The 17850-nt window shown below is 40.1% G+C and carries 17 protein-coding genes; 8 read left to right on the forward strand and 9 right to left on the reverse strand.

The features are described from left to right. Window positions 1–35: 35 nt before the first annotated feature. A complete protein-coding gene (gene cobA / locus PCRYO_RS06780) occupies window positions 36–965 on the forward strand; it encodes a uroporphyrinogen-III C-methyltransferase (protein WP_011513657.1) in 930 nt (309 codons plus the stop codon). Window positions 966–1023: 58 nt separating this feature from the next. On the opposite strand, the gene PCRYO_RS06785 is transcribed toward cobA, so the two are convergent. After that, window positions 1024–1908 carry a LysR family transcriptional regulator gene (locus PCRYO_RS06785; protein WP_011513658.1) on the reverse strand — a complete coding sequence of 295 codons (885 nt, stop codon included), beginning with the start codon at window positions 1906–1908 and terminating at the stop codon, window positions 1024–1026. Window positions 1909–2081: 173 nt separating this feature from the next. On the opposite strand from PCRYO_RS06785, the gene PCRYO_RS06790 reads away from it, so the two are divergent. Together PCRYO_RS06790 and PCRYO_RS13060 are read left to right on the forward strand one after the other, a co-directional pair. Continuing rightward, a complete protein-coding gene (locus tag PCRYO_RS06790) occupies window positions 2082–3221 on the forward strand; it encodes an alkene reductase (protein WP_041753497.1) in 1140 nt (379 codons plus the stop codon). 171 nt (window positions 3222–3392) lie between these two features. Further along, window positions 3393–3608, forward strand: coding sequence for a hypothetical protein (locus PCRYO_RS13060; protein ID WP_083759467.1), 216 nt, complete (start codon window positions 3393–3395; stop codon window positions 3606–3608). Window positions 3609–3955: 347 nt separating this feature from the next. Here the strand turns inward: PCRYO_RS13060 and PCRYO_RS06795 are convergent, their stop codons facing one another. Continuing rightward, window positions 3956–4891: a LysR family transcriptional regulator gene (locus tag PCRYO_RS06795; RefSeq protein ID WP_011513660.1), complete on the reverse strand. Its 936-nt coding sequence runs from the start codon at window positions 4889–4891 to the stop codon at window positions 3956–3958. A gap of 98 nt (window positions 4892–4989) precedes the next feature. On the opposite strand from PCRYO_RS06795, the gene PCRYO_RS06800 reads away from it, so the two are divergent. Both PCRYO_RS06800 and PCRYO_RS06805 read left to right on the forward strand, forming a co-directional pair. Then, the gene (locus tag PCRYO_RS06800; protein WP_011513661.1) at window positions 4990–5424 is read left to right on the forward strand and encodes a DMT family transporter; all 435 of its coding nucleotides are present in this window, start codon (window positions 4990–4992) and stop codon (window positions 5422–5424) included. Window positions 5425–5432: 8 nt separating this feature from the next. Continuing rightward, window positions 5433–5894, forward strand: coding sequence for a DMT family transporter (locus PCRYO_RS06805; RefSeq protein WP_041753498.1), 462 nt, complete (start codon window positions 5433–5435; stop codon window positions 5892–5894). A gap of 579 nt (window positions 5895–6473) precedes the next feature. Here the strand turns inward: PCRYO_RS06805 and PCRYO_RS06810 are convergent. After that, window positions 6474–7394, reverse strand: coding sequence for a glutaminase (locus PCRYO_RS06810; protein ID WP_011513663.1), 921 nt, complete (start codon window positions 7392–7394; stop codon window positions 6474–6476). A 461-nt stretch (window positions 7395–7855) separates the two neighbouring features. Between PCRYO_RS06810 and PCRYO_RS06815 the strand changes: the two genes are divergently transcribed. Next, complete coding sequence (locus PCRYO_RS06815; RefSeq protein ID WP_011513664.1) at window positions 7856–9184, forward strand: ATP-binding protein; 1329 nt, start codon at window positions 7856–7858, stop codon at window positions 9182–9184. An 85-nt stretch (window positions 9185–9269) separates the two neighbouring features. Here the strand turns inward: PCRYO_RS06815 and PCRYO_RS06820 are convergent, their stop codons facing one another. Both PCRYO_RS06820 and PCRYO_RS06825 read right to left on the reverse strand, forming a co-directional pair. Further along, a complete protein-coding gene (locus PCRYO_RS06820; protein WP_011513665.1) occupies window positions 9270–9749 on the reverse strand; it encodes a GNAT family N-acetyltransferase in 480 nt (159 codons plus the stop codon). A 169-nt stretch (window positions 9750–9918) separates the two neighbouring features. After that, window positions 9919–10611 carry a thiopurine S-methyltransferase gene (locus tag PCRYO_RS06825; RefSeq protein WP_011513666.1) on the reverse strand — a complete coding sequence of 231 codons (693 nt, stop codon included), beginning with the start codon at window positions 10609–10611 and terminating at the stop codon, window positions 9919–9921. A 577-nt stretch (window positions 10612–11188) separates the two neighbouring features. Here PCRYO_RS06825 and PCRYO_RS06830 point away from each other — a divergent pair. Beyond that, window positions 11189–11788, forward strand: coding sequence for a DJ-1/PfpI family protein (locus PCRYO_RS06830; protein WP_011513667.1), 600 nt, complete (start codon window positions 11189–11191; stop codon window positions 11786–11788). Between the two features lie 282 nt (window positions 11789–12070). Here PCRYO_RS06830 and PCRYO_RS06835 read toward each other — a convergent pair whose 3' ends face one another. Beyond that, window positions 12071–13450: a PLP-dependent aminotransferase family protein gene (locus tag PCRYO_RS06835; protein WP_011513668.1), complete on the reverse strand. Its 1380-nt coding sequence runs from the start codon at window positions 13448–13450 to the stop codon at window positions 12071–12073. 221 nt (window positions 13451–13671) lie between these two features. Between PCRYO_RS06835 and PCRYO_RS06840 the strand changes: the two genes are divergently transcribed. After that, window positions 13672–14841, forward strand: a complete 1170-nt coding sequence (locus PCRYO_RS06840; protein ID WP_011513669.1) for an MFS transporter — start codon at window positions 13672–13674, stop codon at window positions 14839–14841. Between the two features lie 70 nt (window positions 14842–14911). Here the strand turns inward: PCRYO_RS06840 and PCRYO_RS13405 are convergent, their stop codons facing one another. From PCRYO_RS13405 to PCRYO_RS13065, 3 genes are all read right to left on the reverse strand, one after another. Next, on the reverse strand, window positions 14912–15043 hold the full coding sequence (locus PCRYO_RS13405) for a hypothetical protein (RefSeq protein WP_264623013.1): 132 nt from the start codon (window positions 15041–15043) through the stop codon (window positions 14912–14914). A 978-nt stretch (window positions 15044–16021) separates the two neighbouring features. Further along, window positions 16022–16825 (reverse strand): hypothetical protein, encoded by an 804-nt coding sequence (locus tag PCRYO_RS06845; RefSeq protein ID WP_011513670.1) that lies wholly within the window; start codon window positions 16823–16825, stop codon window positions 16022–16024. 51 nt (window positions 16826–16876) lie between these two features. Further along, window positions 16877–17719: an IS630 family transposase gene (locus PCRYO_RS13065; RefSeq protein ID WP_011513671.1), complete on the reverse strand. Its 843-nt coding sequence runs from the start codon at window positions 17717–17719 to the stop codon at window positions 16877–16879. Window positions 17720–17850 lie beyond the last annotated feature (131 nt).

The raw sequence follows: 17850 nt of genomic DNA on the forward strand, positions 1-17850 counted from the left end.
ATATTGCACTAACAGCATCATTAGGAGTCACCGTCATGACGGATTCATCTGCCTTTATCGCAACACTACCTCCAAACGATTTATCTAATAAAAAGTGTGTCGTCAATGCGCTAAACACGCCATTAAACAGAGCAGCTGCAAAAGTAGGCATTGTGCATTTAGTCGGTGCAGGCTCTGGTGATCCTGAGCTGCTCACACTAAAAGCTTTGCGAATCATGCAGCGCGCTGATGTGGTGCTTTACGATAGCCTAGTCTCAGAGGATATATTGGATATGTGCGAACCAACAGCGGAAAAGATATTTGTTGGTAAACGCCGAGCCAATCATGCGCTGCCGCAAGAAGGCATCAATGAGCTGTTGGTCAAGCACGCGCTGGCAGGTAAAACAGTTGTAAGACTCAAAGGCGGCGACCCTTTTATCTTTGGGCGCGGCGGAGAGGAGCTTCAAGAAGTGGTGCGCCATGGTATCTTTTTTGAATCTATCCCTGGCATTACTGCCGCCAGTGCCGCTGCTAGTAGTGCAGGTATTCCATTGACGCATCGCGACCATGCGCAGGCAGTGAAGTTTGTAACGGCATATAAGAAATCAGGAGCGCCAAATAATAACTATGACGAGCATTTAGATAGCACCCAAACGGTTGTTTTTTATATGGGATTGCATCAGCTAGATGAATTGACTGAAGGGTTGATAGCAGCGGGACGAGATAGCGCGACGCCTTTTGCGGTGATTAGCCATGCCAGCTTGCCCACGCAGCAACTGCTCATCGGCACGCTTGGTAGTATCGCTAAGCAGCAAGCTGAAGCGAAATTGCCAACCCCAGCATTACTGATTATGGGCGATGTGGTGACGCTATATCATGAATTTGCAGACTACAACCTTGGTGCATTTGGTAAGCGTGCAGTCTGCAATATTAAGCAATCCATCACTGATAAACATCTTATACCTACTTTTGAGAGTATTGCATAAAATATAGGGTTAGTCTAAATGCTCAATAAGATAACTTTAAGACAGGCTAATCCTATAACTATAAATTTCGTAATTGCTCAATTAACCAGCGATGTATACCACTGTCACTGGTACGTGGATGCCATGCTGCGATTACCTTAAAGGTAGGCGGTAATGCTTCGATTTTAATCTCTTTGACTTTACTATTTGGTAGTAGTCGCGCAGGATAAAAGGCAATCATATCGGTGGTGTGTAGGATATCTGGCACGGCTGAAAAGCTAGGCACTGACATCACAATATGGCGTTTAAGCCCTTTTTCTGCAAACCAGTGATCATGCGATCCGCGCAAATTGGCACGTGAAGGCGATACCACCAGCTGCGGGTGTGCGGCAACTTGAGCCAGTGTGAATATCTCTGTTGCAAAGGTGTTTTTATAACCCGTCACACATAAATGCTGTTCTTCAAATAGCGTCACATACGATAAATTATCAGGGATAAACTCTGGAAAAGTAATCAACAAATCAAGTTCGCCCGCCGCAATCAGCTGATTGATATTGTCTGAGGCAAAATCTCTCACTATCAGCTTTAAATTAGGCGCTTCACGGCGTGTGATACTAAACAACTGCGGCAATAATGCCTGCGTCGCATAGTCGGTTGCACTAATCGTAAAGACGCCTTTGTAGGTTTGCGGCGTAAACACCTCTGGCTCTAACAATACTTCCAACTGCTTTAATATCTCGTCGATCGGTTGCCGCATCGCTAAGGCTTTTGGTGTTGCCACCATGCTATTGCCTTGACGAATAAACAAACGATCATCAAACAAATCCCGTAGCTTACGCAACTGCTCGCTAATCGCTTGTTGTGTCAGTCCCATTTTGCGCGCAACTTGCGAGAGGTTTTGTAGATCAAGCAGCGCCTGCAATACCCTAAGCTGCTTGATCTCTAGCCGGTTCATACCATTCATAAAACTCACCATTAATAATTGTACCATAAACAAGAAAGGCTTGTTTCTAATTGTACCCATAAAACTCTATGCTGACCAACATTGCTCAAGTAATCATTAGATTGGTTATTAAGCATCAAAACAGACCAAATACATTTAATAATAAGCCATCAGCTGCTTTAAAAGAGACATTTATGACACAAACCATTCTAAATACCAGTACACTATTTTCATCTGTACAACTTGGACCTTATACCCTTAAAAACCGTATCGTGATGCCGCCTTTGACGCGCTCTCGTAGCACGCAACCTGATAATATCCCTAATGATTTAATGGCAAGCTATTATGCACAGCGCGCCTCAGCGGGCTTTATGGTGACTGAAGGTACGCAGATTGAACCAAGAGGCCAAGGTTATGCATGGACGCCCGGGATTCATTCACCAGCCCAAGTTGAAGGCTGGAAAAAAGTCACGCAGGCAGTACACGCTAAAGGTAGTATTATTTTTGCGCAGCTGTGGCACGTTGGCCGCGTGTCTCATACCAGCTTACAGCCGCAAGGTGCTCAGCCTGTAGGCCCATCAGCGATTGCTGCTGACAATGTAAAAGTATTTATTGAAACAGGCCCAGGTACAGGCGCATTGGCCGATCCAAGTGAGCCACGCGCACTGAGCACAGAAGAGGTGGGTGAGCTGGTCGCTATGTATGCGGCAGCCGCACGCAACGCATTAGAAGCAGGTTTTGATGGGGTAGAGCTACACTGTGCCAATGGCTATTTGGTCAATCAATTTATCTCTGAGCATAGCAATACACGTGATGATCAATATGGTGGTTCGTTGACCAATCGTCTGCGTTTTTTAAAAGAAGTAGTCGCTGCCGTCAGTGAGGTGGTTGGCGCTGATCGTTTAGGCGTACGTTTTGCGCCTTTATTTGCCAGCACGGATGAGACTCGTGTGTATCTAGGGCTAGTAGAAGCGGACCCACATCATACCTATATTGAAGCGATTAAGGTGCTTGAGCAGGCTGGTATTGCTTACTTGTCCATTGCAGAGGCTGATTGGGATAATGCGCCTGATTTGCCAGAGCCTTTTTACCAAGCCGTCAGAGCTGAGTTTTCAGGACGTATTATTTATGCGGGTAAGTATACTGTGCAGAAGTCGGTCGATATATTATCTAAAGGTTATGGGGATTTATTTGCTTTTGGTCGTCCTTTTATTGCTAATCCCGATTTACCTGAACGCATAGCCAATGATTGGCCACTCAATGAGGCAGATCCTGTTACGATGTATGGTGGCACTGCCATTGGCTACAGTGATTATCCTCGCTATCAGGAATAGCAAAGCAGCTGAGCAGTGAATGAGATAAGGCCATTAATACTAATGGCCTTATTTTTATTTATAAATTTGAGACTTGTTGGATATTCACAAACAGTCAATCATCAAGCGACAATTATTGTTTTTGTCGCTTAAATATTTTTCTTTTATCATTTTATCAATAGGTAGCAGACAATGAACCAGAATACTAAAGACAGACTGATACGTATATTAGTAGGATATGTCGGACTCTATCCAACACTCCTAATTGTATTAACGTTACTGAAGCCTGTGACTCATGGTTTAAGTCTGCCAGTGGTGGTATTGATTGAAACCATAATACTTGTACCGTTGACGCAGATGGTGTCATTTCCACTAGCAGGCTGGCTCATTGAGCGTTTAAGAAGATAACAAGCGTTGCTCTTTGCCTAGTTTGGATATGGGTTTTTAAGAGTATTGATTGAGATGATAAATGATTGATGGCACGGGTAAGTTTATAAACCAGATAATTGAGTTGGTTGGATTTCAGCCGGATATTAAAAACAGCACTCTATAATAAGAAGGAAAATAAATGGTTCATAAACCTTAATATCTGACTTAGACTGAGTACAACCATTCTCATTTATTATAGAGTGTGCATGAGAGCAGAAATGAATAACCTGAGTTAGGAACGCTCCTGAATGGGTAAAATTACATATTCCTATTGCACCTTTTCCTCATAAGGTGCATGGATACTTATTGCTTTAAATTCTTGTTTTTTAATTGAGTTGCCAATAAAGAGGGTGACCATAAACTTTGGCAAAATAATCAATTAATGTTCTAACATTTAGAGAGACATGACGAGTATGAGGATAAATAGCTGCGACATGTTGAGGTGTGGTTTTGACGGCCGTACTATAATTAGGCAGTAGCTTGATAAGCTCACCACTCTTTAAATGCTCACCGATGAGCCAATCTGGAAAAAGCACAATCCCCATACCCTTGAGTGCAGATACCAATAAAGATTCTGCATTATTGGACATCAATAAAGCGGGTGCTAAGAATGGCGTCCAATCTTCACTTTCTGTTTTAAAAAGCCAACGATTGGGTCCTGTTGAACCTTTATATAGTAAACATTTATGATGTGTCAGATCTGCTGGCACTTGCAATTTACCATGCGTGCTTATGTACGATGGAGAGGCGGCAAGATGATAGGTTTGCTCGCCAAAAATACGCGCATGAAAGGCGGAGTCATGTAACGTGCCAATTCTAAAAATAACGTCTGTTGCATAATGATGCGGATCAATAAAGTCATCCGTTAAACTCAAATCTATCTGTAATTTAGGATACTGAGCACTAAGCTGTGGCAGCCAAGGTGCGATATGTCGTTGTCCAAAAAATACGGGAGCGTTGATTCTAATTAAACCACCCGGTTCTAATGTCCTGTCTTGAAGCTCCTGCTGTGCTGCACTCATGCTCTCGGTCATGGATTTTGCATAGCGCATAAACACACGACCCGCTTCAGTAGGAGTAACAGCGCGTGTATTACGGTAAAAAAGCTGCTGTCCCAGTGAGTCCTCTAACTGCTTGATAATACGTGACACTTTAGAAGCCGAAACGCCTTCTTTTCGAGCCACTACAGAAAAACTCTGAGCGTCAAAAACCTCTATAAAAAATAATAGTGTTTGTATGTTGATGGTATCTACCGTATTCATTTGTGCAACTTATGCAAAGGTCATTTTCGTATTATAGCGTTTTTTAATGGGTATACATTGCTGTAAGCTGCAGCGTATTGCTCATTAAGGATTTTTTCATGCACATTTTATTGATACTCATTGTTGTGTTAGGCGGCATGGGGTTGTCTGTTGAAGCAGGATTACTTGGGCCTTTAGGGAGTCAAGTAGGCGAGCTGTGGGCAACATTGAGCATTTTTGGTGTTGGCGCTGCTTTAACATTCTTTTTGATGCTGTTTTTTAGTCCGCGAGACAGCCCTTCCTTTTTCTCACAGCCGCCTTTACTACTGGTTGGTGGTATTTTAGGGCCTGTTTATGTTGTGGTATTAACCGTGGTGACGCCTGTTATTGGCATTGCGCTGACGATGATTGGGATATTGGCTGGGCAAGTATTTCAGAGTTTAATCATAGATCATTATGGTTTGTTCGAAACCATGGAACGAAAAATAGACAGCAAACGAATTATCGCTTTATTTTTCATTATTGCCGCACTTGTTTTTATGGCAAAAGGATAACCTAAATGATGCTTATTTTAATGATTGTATTAGCAATAATTGGCGGCGCAGCTTTGAGCGTTCAAGCGGCATTGAATGGTCGCCTTGGCGGCAATGTTGGCGTATTTAAAAGTGCCTTTTTAACCTTTTCTGTGGGTGCAGTAGTAACTGCCTTGCTCATTTTCTTTTTTGAGCCAAATCATACCGTTACTTTGATGGATGTCCCTAAATGGCAATTGCTTGGTGCCTTATGCGGTGTGCCTTACATTGTCATTATGGTGGTTGCGGTGCAGCGTATTGGGACTGCTGTAGCAACGGTAGCGGTTATTTTTGGTCAGCTGAGTATGAGTGTGTTAATTGATAATTTTGGTTGGTTAGGTAATGAGGCGATTAGCCTTTCAGGCAGTCGAATAGGTGCTTTGGTTTGTTTGGCAATTGCGCTTTATTTTATTTATGCTAGCAGCAAGTCTGAACCTAAAGAGGCTCAGTAGTGAGCTATGCTGAAGAAATTGTAGAAACTAATATGGGAGGGTTTAATCAGACAGCTCAATCATAATGACCCATGCTGTTGATTTTATAGTCATTAAGTTCATATTTAACACTAGCAGTTCGATGCTTGTATAGCGTACCGTTGAACTAATCGCAGATCATTATGGTATTCAAATTAATTAGATTTTTTTAATGCTAGTGCTTACATTTAGCTAAAAATACTGGTAAAAATCCAAGCCTTAAGGCACTGGTTCATGGATTCAAACGCTCCCTAGGCAACCTATCTTAAATATTTCTGAGCCTCTCTTTTAGATACGGCTCAATTAAGTCTAGAAGCATAGGAAATTTATAAATATCAAGTCAAAATGTATAGGAAAAAGGATTTTCTATACACGTTTGGAAGACACAAAAGACGATATAACTATATCCTAAGGGGGTATCAATGGACGCAAATGTGGATCAGAGTATCCGTTTACCGATCCCTAAAATAGAATCGCTACAATCAGGATGTAATACTTTCCGAAAAAGCGACATTACTCGCTGGATTGATAATCAATTAAAAAAGCATTAAGGGATCGTTTTCAATTCGAAAAAACTGACCAGCCCGTTTTCTGTACCAGCAGCTCTAATGCCTTTGACCCAAGTTTGGAATTTCCTACGTGATCAAGCCCTGGTGACCAGACTGCGATTGAGCCTTTACCTGGCGCTATCGTCAAAATACCGCCACCAACACCACTTTTACCCGGTAGCCCGACACGGTAGGCAAATTCACCAGCGCCATCGTAATGACCGCACATCATCATTAAGGAGTTTATCCGTCGAGACTGCTGTGCATTAATCACTCGTATCCCTGTGTGTTGATTAACACCATTAGACACTAAAAAAAGACCAGCACGGGCTAACTGCTCACAACTCATTGCAATCGCGCATTGATGAAAATAAACACCGAGCACCTTATCTACATCGTGCTTTATATGACCAAAGGACTTCATAAAGTGGGCTAAGGCGGCATTTCGATCTCTATGATCCATTTCAGACGCTGCCACTTTATGGTCAAAACGGATCGAATCATCATCGGCAATAAAGTGTACAAACCGCAGAATTTCACCCAAGGTTTCTTTCGGCTCATGTCCCATCATAATGGCATCCACCACAGCAATCGCACCAGCATTGATAAATGGATTACGCGGTCGACCCGATTCAAACTCCAATACCGTGATCGAGTTAAAGGGATCGCCAGATGGCTCACGACCAACATGGGTCCAAATCGCATCACCTAACTTGCCAAGACCGATGGTTAAGGTAAATACTTTGGAGATACTTTGAATCGAGAATAGGGTGCTCGCATCCCCTGCTACATATACTTGCCCATCAGGTGTCGCTACGGCAATACCAAACTGGTTCGGATCGACATGCGCCAGTTGCGGGATATAATCTGCCACTTTTCCACGATCGGTTTCAAGGGCCATCTCTGCGGCAATATCATTAAGAATCTGTTGCATATGAGTTGGGTAACCGTATTTCTACTGCGTTGTTGAATAATAGTGATTTTAACTGAATAAAAGGTGATAAGGATGTAAATATTATATTTTAATTCAGGTCTATTGAAGTGAATTGCACTCAAATTCTCAGAGATTATTGTGACCGTGAGCATAATCTCACAGTCATTTCAGTTTTTTTTGCATAAATAATGAGTGGGGTTGCTCCGTATTATCAGTTCAGGGATGCTTATTTTCACCCTCCAAAGAGGTACTAGATAAATCCATGTCTACATTTAATGTAGTAAATAATTACCAAGAGATTATTAACTCTATTGATACAGTTGATATATTTCGCCAATCTCATAGATAGTACTATACCTCTAAAAGATAGTAAGAATATTATATGTCAGCAGAGTTGACACCAATAAGAAGTCGTTACTTGCTCAATTACTGTGTTTAGACCTTAAAGGATGTAAATAAATTTGATCTATAAAATTATCTCAAACCAGCATCTGCGTATGGCATTGCTATTTTTACTGATTCAGCAAATTATTGTTGCTTCATCAACGTACTTTATTGCTCGCCTTGCACAAAGTTTGACCGAGGAGAGTATCTCAATTTTATATATGGTGCTATTTGCCGTCTCTTTAGTAGCGGTTTATGTGCCCGCGTATTTTTGTGTCACCAATACAGAGCGCGCCAAGTACGATGCTCATAAGCTGTACAATGATAATTTCCATACCGTCTTCTTAGGCAAGACCTGTCTGTTATCCAGCGACGAGTTACAGAGTACGGCAACAACAACCCTTGCCCAAGAAAGTAATTACACCCTTGAGACAGTCATTGATAGTATTTTTGATATTTCAGCGTTGGTACTCAATGTCTTATTTAATGTGTTGGTCATTGCTTGGTTTTTAGATGGCACATTACTGCTTGGTTATGCAGTAGGTATTATTTTCGCCTCCCTGTTTGTGCATTTTAGACGACACGCCCTAAAATCGGCTGCCAAAACAGATCAGCAATCACGGCTGAATTTAACCGCTAAACTTTTTGACAGTTGGGATAACGTCGTTATTTTTAATAAGCATAATTACACGCTCTATAATAATATTGTTCAAAAAATCTTTGCGACAGCCAAGAATAATAGCGTTAAATCTACTTCGATACAGCATATCAATTCAAGCTTAGGCATGATCATATTGATGCTGCCTGTCTTTGTGGTTACTGCTTTTATTTTTAATAAAAATTGGCAAGATGCTGCGACGATGGCGGTACTCATTACCACGCTGCCAAGACAAATTCAGCTATTGCAAATGTGCTATGCCTTGATTGGCTACCATACCAGTATTGGCGTTATTAAAACGATGCTAGATGGTATTTTAGAGGTCTTACAACCTACCGCTGTCAATTTAGATCACTATATTCAAGCAGACCAAATACGTGTGCAGCAAACAGGGGATATTTTTGATTCAACACAACTGCCCAAGCAAGGTAGAGTAACGTTGGTTGGTAATAATGGCGTTGGCAAATCTTGTATGTTGCTCAAGCTCAAAGAGGACTACCAAGAGCAGGCTTACTATTTACCTGCCAAGCACAATTTGTATTTCAATTACAAATCAGATAAAGCCCATAAGGGTTCAACAGGACAACAACTCATCAAACAAATTCAAGAGATTAGAGAGGACGACCAGAGTACGATTGTCATGCTTGATGAATGGGATGCACACTTGGATAGAGAAAATACTCAAATCATAGATCAATATCTTGATGAGCTTGCCCAAACAAGACTTGTAATGGATGTTAGGCATTGATTTAGAAAGCTCTTAATCTTCTCATAGCTTGCTGAACATATGTTTTTAGTGAAAATTGTTAAGACATAAATCGTTTCATTAAAACCTAATTAGTATATTGCCCATTATCTTTCATTGCCTGTGTTTCTATACCATAAGTTTCAAAACCAAATTTTTTGTAAAGATGAATCGCAGGCTTATTATCATCGGCAACAGTAAGTAAAATTTGCTCTACATGTTTTTCACTATATTCTATGATTGCACTAAGTAAAATACTTGCCACGCCTTTTTTTTGAAACTCAGGTTCAATGAATACACTTGATAAAGAGGCTTTATGAGAAAATTTTATTCCATTCTCTTGTGTTAAGGTTGCTAAACCTATAATTTTATTTTTCTGATAAGCGCCAAATACAGTTGAGTTTGACAAACAATCTTTGAAAAAATCCAATGGTTTCTCTATTTCTGCTATATAAGTGGATCCAAACATTTCGGGAGATTTTTCCAAAGCTGAAAGTCTGATAGTTCTGAAATCGTTAGACTCATCAGACTCATCTACGCTCAAAATTTTAATCTTAAGGTTTAACATATGATGACCTTGAATATTAGCTTCCACGAGTTATTGTTTGCCTTGATTAAAAGATTTATTGGTTTTAGGGTAAAATTTTTAATATAAATCTTACCCGAAAGACTCTTTACTAAAACATCAAAAATTCTAGATAACTTCTTGATTAGAAAAGCCAGATGTAGATTAGGGATTAATTTTTAGATAGTAAGGTATAGACAAGACGATATCCTGAATCACCTGCGGTAGAAACATAGTCTACTTTCTCTTGTGCGATCAAGTTTATCTCATAGTACTCAGCATAATATTGTTCAAGTTGAGATCGTGTCACTAAGAAAGGAGGTAAGTTTTTATGATTATCGCTGCACTGCTTTTCGCCGTCATAAGCAAAAGATAAGAGAAGTTGGCTTGCTTTATTACTAAGCGCCATCAGTTTCTGTGTATAGCGTGTACGTAGATTATCAGGCTTCATATCTGGAAGCGCTACTAATGCACCACGATCATACACAGCATCTATTATTCCAATATCAATAGGACTTAAATCAAAAATATCACCCACCCAGATTTTGAGAGTTTGTCCTTCGTGTTCAGCTTGATAACAAGTGAGGCTAGGGGTAGTTGGATGTAGCGATACTGTCGCTTGCAAATCGTTTTCGGCAAAAAACTGTATGACTGCTATTTCTGACAGCTCAACACCAATAACGTCAAAACCCTGACTTATAAACCATAGCATATCCACGCTCTTACCGCATAAAGGCACAAAAACGCGACCATTTTTAGGGGTGTTGAGTGCTTTGAAATGATGTACTAGCATGGGATTTGGTTTTTTCTGAGTAAAATTAGTTTGGCTCTTTTGCCATGCATTTTTCCAAAATTCAGGAGTCATAAAATCAACCTTTATTATATTAGACTGAGTCTGCCTTGTTATTTTACTATGGACACCTCTAAGCTGTCTCAAGATGTATCCACTTTGATAAAATAGATATGAATGTCAACTAGTGCGCCATTTACTGATAGGGATTTCTTAAGTAATTTTCTTCAATATTTCATAATAGTTCTCAAGTAAACTCGATTTTTTGACTGAGTAATTGCTATGAGCCTATCCATAATCTTGCCAATGTCTGCCTTTGCTTTAACTGTTTTGCTGGCAGGTAATGGCTAATTTATTCAATGCTGCGGGCCTCTGTCTATCAAGTACTAATTTTTTATTATCAAACGTGTGCATCAGAGTAGATAAGTATTCAAGCATTTGTGTTTGCTTAAATATTCGAGCACAGTTTAAGTTGAGCCAAAACAAATCTGCTGAAAATAGAGTAGGGGCTGTCGCAGGACTGAAACAGCTAGGAACGTCAAACTAAAATGAAATGGCGACGTTGGTTGAAGAAGTAAATGAAGATTAAGCTTGATTATAAGGGTATAAATGAGTGATATTTAATTTAATAAAATTAACTCAAGGACACACCATGACATCGATACGAACCGTTGGCATATTACTTTTTAACGAAGTAGAAGTATTAGATTTCGCAGGACCTTTCGAGGTGTTTTCATTGGCTGAAAACGATAGCAGTGATAAGCATTTTGATGTCATTACCATTGCCGAGCACCAAGCGCCAATATCTGCTAGAAATGGTTTAACTGTTATACCGGATTATAGCTTCGACAATCATCCCACTATCGATGTTTTGGTTATCCCTGGCGGTTATGGTGCTGAAAAGATCGAAATAAATAATCCAGTAGTTATTGATTGGATTATCTCTCAAGCAAAGATTACCGAGTTAACGCTATCAGTCTGCACCGGTGCCTTGCTATTAGCAAAAGCTGGATTGCTGGCTGGCAAGTCTGCAACCACTCATTGGATGGATTTGGACAATTTAGCATCCTATCCTAATATTGAAGTTATCGCTAATACCCGTTTTGTCGATGCCAGTGACGAGACTGCTAAATTGGTAACATCAGCAGGAATAAGTGCGGGTATTCATGCCAGCCTGTACTGTGTGAAGAAGTTACTAGATAGTCAAACTATGCAAACAACTGCAAGACGTATGGAGTTTGATATAGGTTAAAAGCGTTAATAAATTTGGCTAACAAACACCGCGGCATAAAGAGCTTGGATCTTTCGTTATCGGCTGGCAGTGTCACTTTGAAGTGACCCGAGAGAGTATGGTCAAGATGGTAACGAATGGGCGTGATGGAATCTAAAATGAACTTAGTAACTATCCTGAATCTGTCCAATCACCTGCTGAGATAATAGAGTGTGGCCACCAATATATTGGAAACAATAACGCATGGTTAGCAGCCATATTGGATAATTTATCAAATATATAAAAACTTCTAAGTATTGTTGGCTATACCAACGCTTGAGCCAACACTTTAAATATACGTGAATCTGTAGCTTGTGCCACATTAAAACGCATAAAGTTCTCAGCGTTTTTTGATTGACTAAAAGCATTGCCTGGTGCTAAGACTACACCTTGTGACAAACAACGATTAGCCAGTTCGGTTGCACTATTATTGTCAGGCAAGCGGCACCAAAGGAACATCCCTGCTTGTGGTAGTAACCACGGCACAATTCCTAATTTTTCCAAGCGTGGCAGCGTTTGAGAACGTGCGCTTGCAAGTCGCGTATGCATCATGCTCATATGTTTGCGATAACCGCTATCCGTTAACGCTGACAACACCACGGCCGCTGCCAGCTGACCGCCGCCAAATCCCGTCGCTATTTTCAAGTCAAGCAAACTCTCAACCCACTCGTTAGGAGCTGCAATATAACCGCAGCGCAAAGATGCCGATAAGGTTTTAGAAAAGCTGCCAATATAAAACACGCGTGATAAGCCGTCTAATGCCGCAAGCCGTGGCGCAGGTTTGACTTCAAAATCAGCAAAAATATCATCTTCGATAATATATAAACCAGATGCCTGAGCCAATTGCAATATTTGGTACGCCGTAGCATGCGATAAGGTTGCACCGGTAGGGTTATGGATGGCGGCATTGGTAATGTATAGGCGAGGTTTGTGTTCTTCTAAAATTTTTGCAAAGGTCTCTATATCTGGACCACTCGGCGTATAAGGCACGCCAATGACTTTGACTCTATGAGCACGCAATAGCGCTCGAAAATTAAAATAACAAGGGTCATCCACTACTACCGTATCGCCTGCGGTCAATAAAAAGCGAAGGATTAAATCTATCGCTTGCGTGCCAGACTCTATCAGCATTACTTGTGAAGGCTGCGCATCGATTCCCAGTCCTGCCATACGCCGTGTCAGTAATTGGCGCAATGCGGGCAATCCTAGCGGCGTTGCATACTCGCTGATAACGGTAGCGTCACCTCTTGCCGCATGTCGTAAACCGCGGCGCATACCCTCCTCAAACAACCAATCGGGTGGCAGCCAACCACAGCCAGGCTTTAGTACATTATCGGATGGCTCAAGCGATTGCCGCGACACCCAGAGTGGATCTATTGCGCGATCAAGATTGTGTCCTGACTCTGTTAATGAAAGCGGCGCTGTCGTCTCTGCGACATAGAACCCTGCGCCAGGACGCGAGTAAATAGTACCTTCTGTTTGCAAGCGCTCGTAAGCTTCAACCACCGTTGACGGTGAAAACCCGTAACTGTTCGCCGCTGCCCTTACAGAGGGTAGGCGTGTTCCAGGCATATAGACGACGGTTGCTATCTTTTCTTTAACGTCAGCCATGACGATTTCAATTCGTGTTAATTGATGCTTCATATTTTTCAAGTGAACCCATGAATATATAAATTCGATCGAAGAACTGTATGGGTTTTATATGCCAAACAGTTCTGTCCAATTGTACGAGATTGTATATAGATAAACTAACGCGCTTTTGTTCTAATTGTTGACTTAAAACAATGTGATATGGCTATAAAGCCTGAGTGGTGACAACCATCAATATCAATCAACCCAATGATACTTTTTAAAAGCGGCTATATATGAGCACTCAAAAATATAATAAATATCTGGCATTTGCACTATGCGTGATAACGACAAGCGTCAATATCCAAGGGCCGCTTTATGCTATTTATGCTAAAAATGACGGCTACGGTGTTTTAGCAACCACGGTCGCATTTTCTTTTTATGTGTTGGGGGTGATACCGGTATTATTAGCTTTTGGTGGACTCTCCGATAGGATTGGGAGACGCAAGACGATTTTAATCTCTTTAGGTTTATCAATAGCGGCAACTGCTCTGATGATGTTCTATCCTTATACGCGAGCGTTAGCAGTAGCGAGATTGTTGCTTGGTGTGGGTACGGCATTAATGGCAGCAACAGCGACTGCATATATGATTGAGTTGATTGGCTTGTCCGATACGGGGCGTGCTACCACTTGGGTAACCGCAAGTACCACTATAGGTTTTGGTCTTGGGCCTGCATTAACGACAGTTGCTTTATTGTTGTATGAGACACAGCATCCTATCAGCTTTTTCTTCCTGTTAATAAGCGCGTTTTTATCAATATTTTTAGTATGGCGATTACCTGATACTGCGCACGGGCGCTCGAACACTCTTGGATCAATGCTCAAGCTGCCGTATTTTAATCGTGAAGTGATATGGTATGGCGGCGGTATTTTGATTTGTTGGGCGACTACCGGATTGGTTTTATCGATTATTCCGTCCGTACTAGCCACGCATGGACTGGCTAAGTATGCTGGAATATCCTCTATGCTTGCCATCAGCTGTGGATTATTGTTTCAGCCTATCGCTCGAAAGCTTGATCCCCAAGTATCAAGTAAGCTTGGTATTCTGATTTTACTTCCTGCTTATGCGTTGCTTGCTTGGGGTGCGCTGCATGCCAATCTACTAGTAATTCTTTTAGCGGCTTTTTTAGCTAGCAGTAGTTGTTATGGCTTTGTTTATTTAGGCGGGTTATCAGGGGTGACACAGTCTGCTGGCAATGAGCAAGCACGCGCCAGTGCTGGCTATTTTTTAATGGCTTACATGGGGTTTAGCGTGCCAGTGATTTTTACTGGTTTGATGGTAGATCGGTATGGTTCTACTGTTGCATTTTACGCTTTCGGGTTGTTTTTACTGCTGGGCGCGTTTGTATTGTTCGCAAGTCAGTCTATTTTAAAACCAGAGTCCGCCACTATTGCAGCACCTTGATATAAGATTTGATTTAGCTAAACAAGTTTTCTTTAATAGGAAATAAATAAATGCTTCTCATTGTAATCAATCAAACACAGCACACAATAAACCGAACATAAGGCATAATCAGATAATGACTGCTCTCACTGCCATGATAAGCCGCTTTTTCATAGCAAGAAGCATCCTGCTGATACAATAGGGCAGCGTTAAAGCCTGACATAGATAAGTGCTCATTACCTTGATCTTAAGAAGAATATTCTTTAGCAAAAGCTGTTGAAAATTGAGCAATTTGCTGGTCTTTTGCCGAGTAGAAGCCCTCGTTTTTTATTTTACTGATGACAAGCGACAAGAAACAGTCCGGTAATATCATAGCGATTTTTCGTCTAATTATTACCGAAAAACGCCTGTTCTATAAAATCTTGTCCCGCAGTATTGATCAGTTTTTTCGGTGTTAGCATGAGCTCATCCAAGCGCATAAAGCGCATAAAGCGATGAGACTTGCTTAAATTAGTAGGCAATAGTAACTATTTATTTCTTGGTCATCTTAATAAAGCCCGTAATAGATATGACAGTCAAAAAACAATTATTTTTGATTGAGAATCTCAATGTAAAGTAATCATTATTTGATTGTGAGGTGATAATTGGGAATGAGAGACTATGCAAGGGGCTTATTGGGCATTGTGAAGATAGTAAGCACAGTAATGATGAGCAGAACAAGTTTATCAAAGAGGTTAACTTTGAATGAATAATAAAATCACTGTATCCATAACATGTCTATAAGAGGTTTCTGAAATATATGCAGAGAGGCTATTAGCGACTTGATTTAATGCATTAAGTTCGATTAGGACTCCGCGTATTAAACCTTCAAGACATATCAGTTAGTAATTATACTAGTGATGATTACAATGATTATTTAAACAGGTAACACATATTATGATTAAGCAATTATCGAGCAGACTGACTAACAACTTAATGCTTGAACATAGTCCTATGAACTTAGTACTACATACACTTCATTTAACTTATGTTTATCTAGAGTTCCATTCATATAAATAAAATTGACATAAACCGTTGTTAAATATAGCTATACTATATATTTTTTATCTAAAATATACAGTATAGTTCATGAACCATTCAGAAATTATGGTTTTTTGGTGCTTCTAGACGATTATAAAGCTTTTACTTCATGAGTCTTAGCTTAGTGTTTTTCTGGTTTAGCAAATATACAGTGATATACATTGTTTAGATTACTGACAGCTGTTTGTGCATATCTCCAAGCTGTAATTAGATTTATTAGTATTTTTAGCTCTTCAGATTCTTGCTCTGTTCGTTCCGTAATTTTCTTGGTTCTAAGATATTTTTGCCTAACTTTTTTCTCTTCTATTGGTATAGATAGTAGTTCTGGTAAGCTCATATCCAAATCAGAAAGCATCGAGTAAAGTGGGTTATTTTCAATAGCTGCATTAGTATCATAAGGTATTTTAAGTTCATCTAAGTGTGATAAAAGATATTCAAATTCCTCGTTTATGACTTCTAGAAAATTATTATTATTAAATATTATCTTGATAGATTCAGGTGGCACCCCAAGTTTTAAGAGAGCTTTGATTGTATTTAAACTATCTTCTGATTCTTTTCTTCCTTTGACTACAGGTATTAAAAAGTAATCGAATACTTTATGAAAATTAATATTGTTCTGCATGACTTTTATTACACGGTCTGTACTATGTGCAGAAATATCAATAATAGCTGAATTTAGATTGCCTAAGTCTTTTAAAACCTCATTAAAATTTTCACCAGAAACAATAATTTTGTCAGAATATGACTGATGGTTCATATCCTGACTACTTATTAAATAATGAGCTTGGAATTCCATATTCATTCTAAGCAGATAATCGCTAACGAGAGATTTTCCGATATTTCCTGAAAGATTAGTCACTCCGATACGGAGTTTGTTCTGACTCGTATTTTTGAAATACAATTCTTCTTTTTCTTTGTTAACCATGATGGTAATTCCTATTTTAATTATTAATAGAGTATGTCAATCTTACTATAGTTAAGTCTTTATAAAATCGATACAGCCCATATTATGAAACAGTTTAGGTAGATTATTCTCCATCCATCCTTGGCGTAGAAACTTAGCTTGTGCCCATTTCTTTTCAATGGGATTAAGATCAGGGCTATAGGGTGGTAGCCAAAGAATACGATGGCCATGTCTGTTCAGTAGTTTTTGAATACGTCTACTTTTATGAAACCGAGCGTTATCCATGATAATCACGCATTTAGTTTTGAGACTTGGAATTAGCGTGAACTTGCACCAGTCATAAAATATATGGCTGTTGATATTCTGTTCAAAGTAATCAAGCGCAAACAGCATTTTTTCATAGAGAGCACCGATGATATTAGTACGCTTTTTTGCTTGCCAGTTATAGCTATCTATACAGGGTTTTCCTATCGGTGCATAGCCGTAAGGTCTGATAGTTTCAGCCTCAAAGCCGCTCTCATCCATATAAACAATGGGATAGCCTTGCTGCATGAAACTATTAAGCTTACTCTGATACTTCGCTCTTTTGATCGGACAGGCTTTTGGGTGTTCCAAGGTCTTTTTTTGACTGATGCCAAGGCGCTTTAGAGCATTAAAAATTCCTGTCTTGCTACAGCTCAAGCGGCGGGCTCTTTCATAGTTATAATCATCGGGATATCTTTTTACGTCTTCAATCAAGGCGTCATCAGGTATTTTAGTTGGTGCTTTATTTCTAGTTATTTTAGGGACTAAATTCTGCTGCCAGCTGTGAATGGTGCTGGTGCTAAGTCCATAAAATAGGGCAGCTTCTCGGATGGTCATGCCATCAGCGATGCTAGAAAGCACCTGTTTGCGATAGTCTACTGAATAAGTCATCGTTTATTTCATTAAATGCGATTGTTAATAGGATTGTATCGGTTTTATTTGGATTAGACTATATAATCATGGAGCTCAAACAAATTGATAACTCAGCTATATCTTTTGATGTCGTTATAGAAGGTAAAAGA

The organism is Psychrobacter cryohalolentis K5 (assembly GCF_000013905.1).
GTDB lineage: Bacteria > Pseudomonadota > Gammaproteobacteria > Pseudomonadales > Moraxellaceae > Psychrobacter > Psychrobacter cryohalolentis.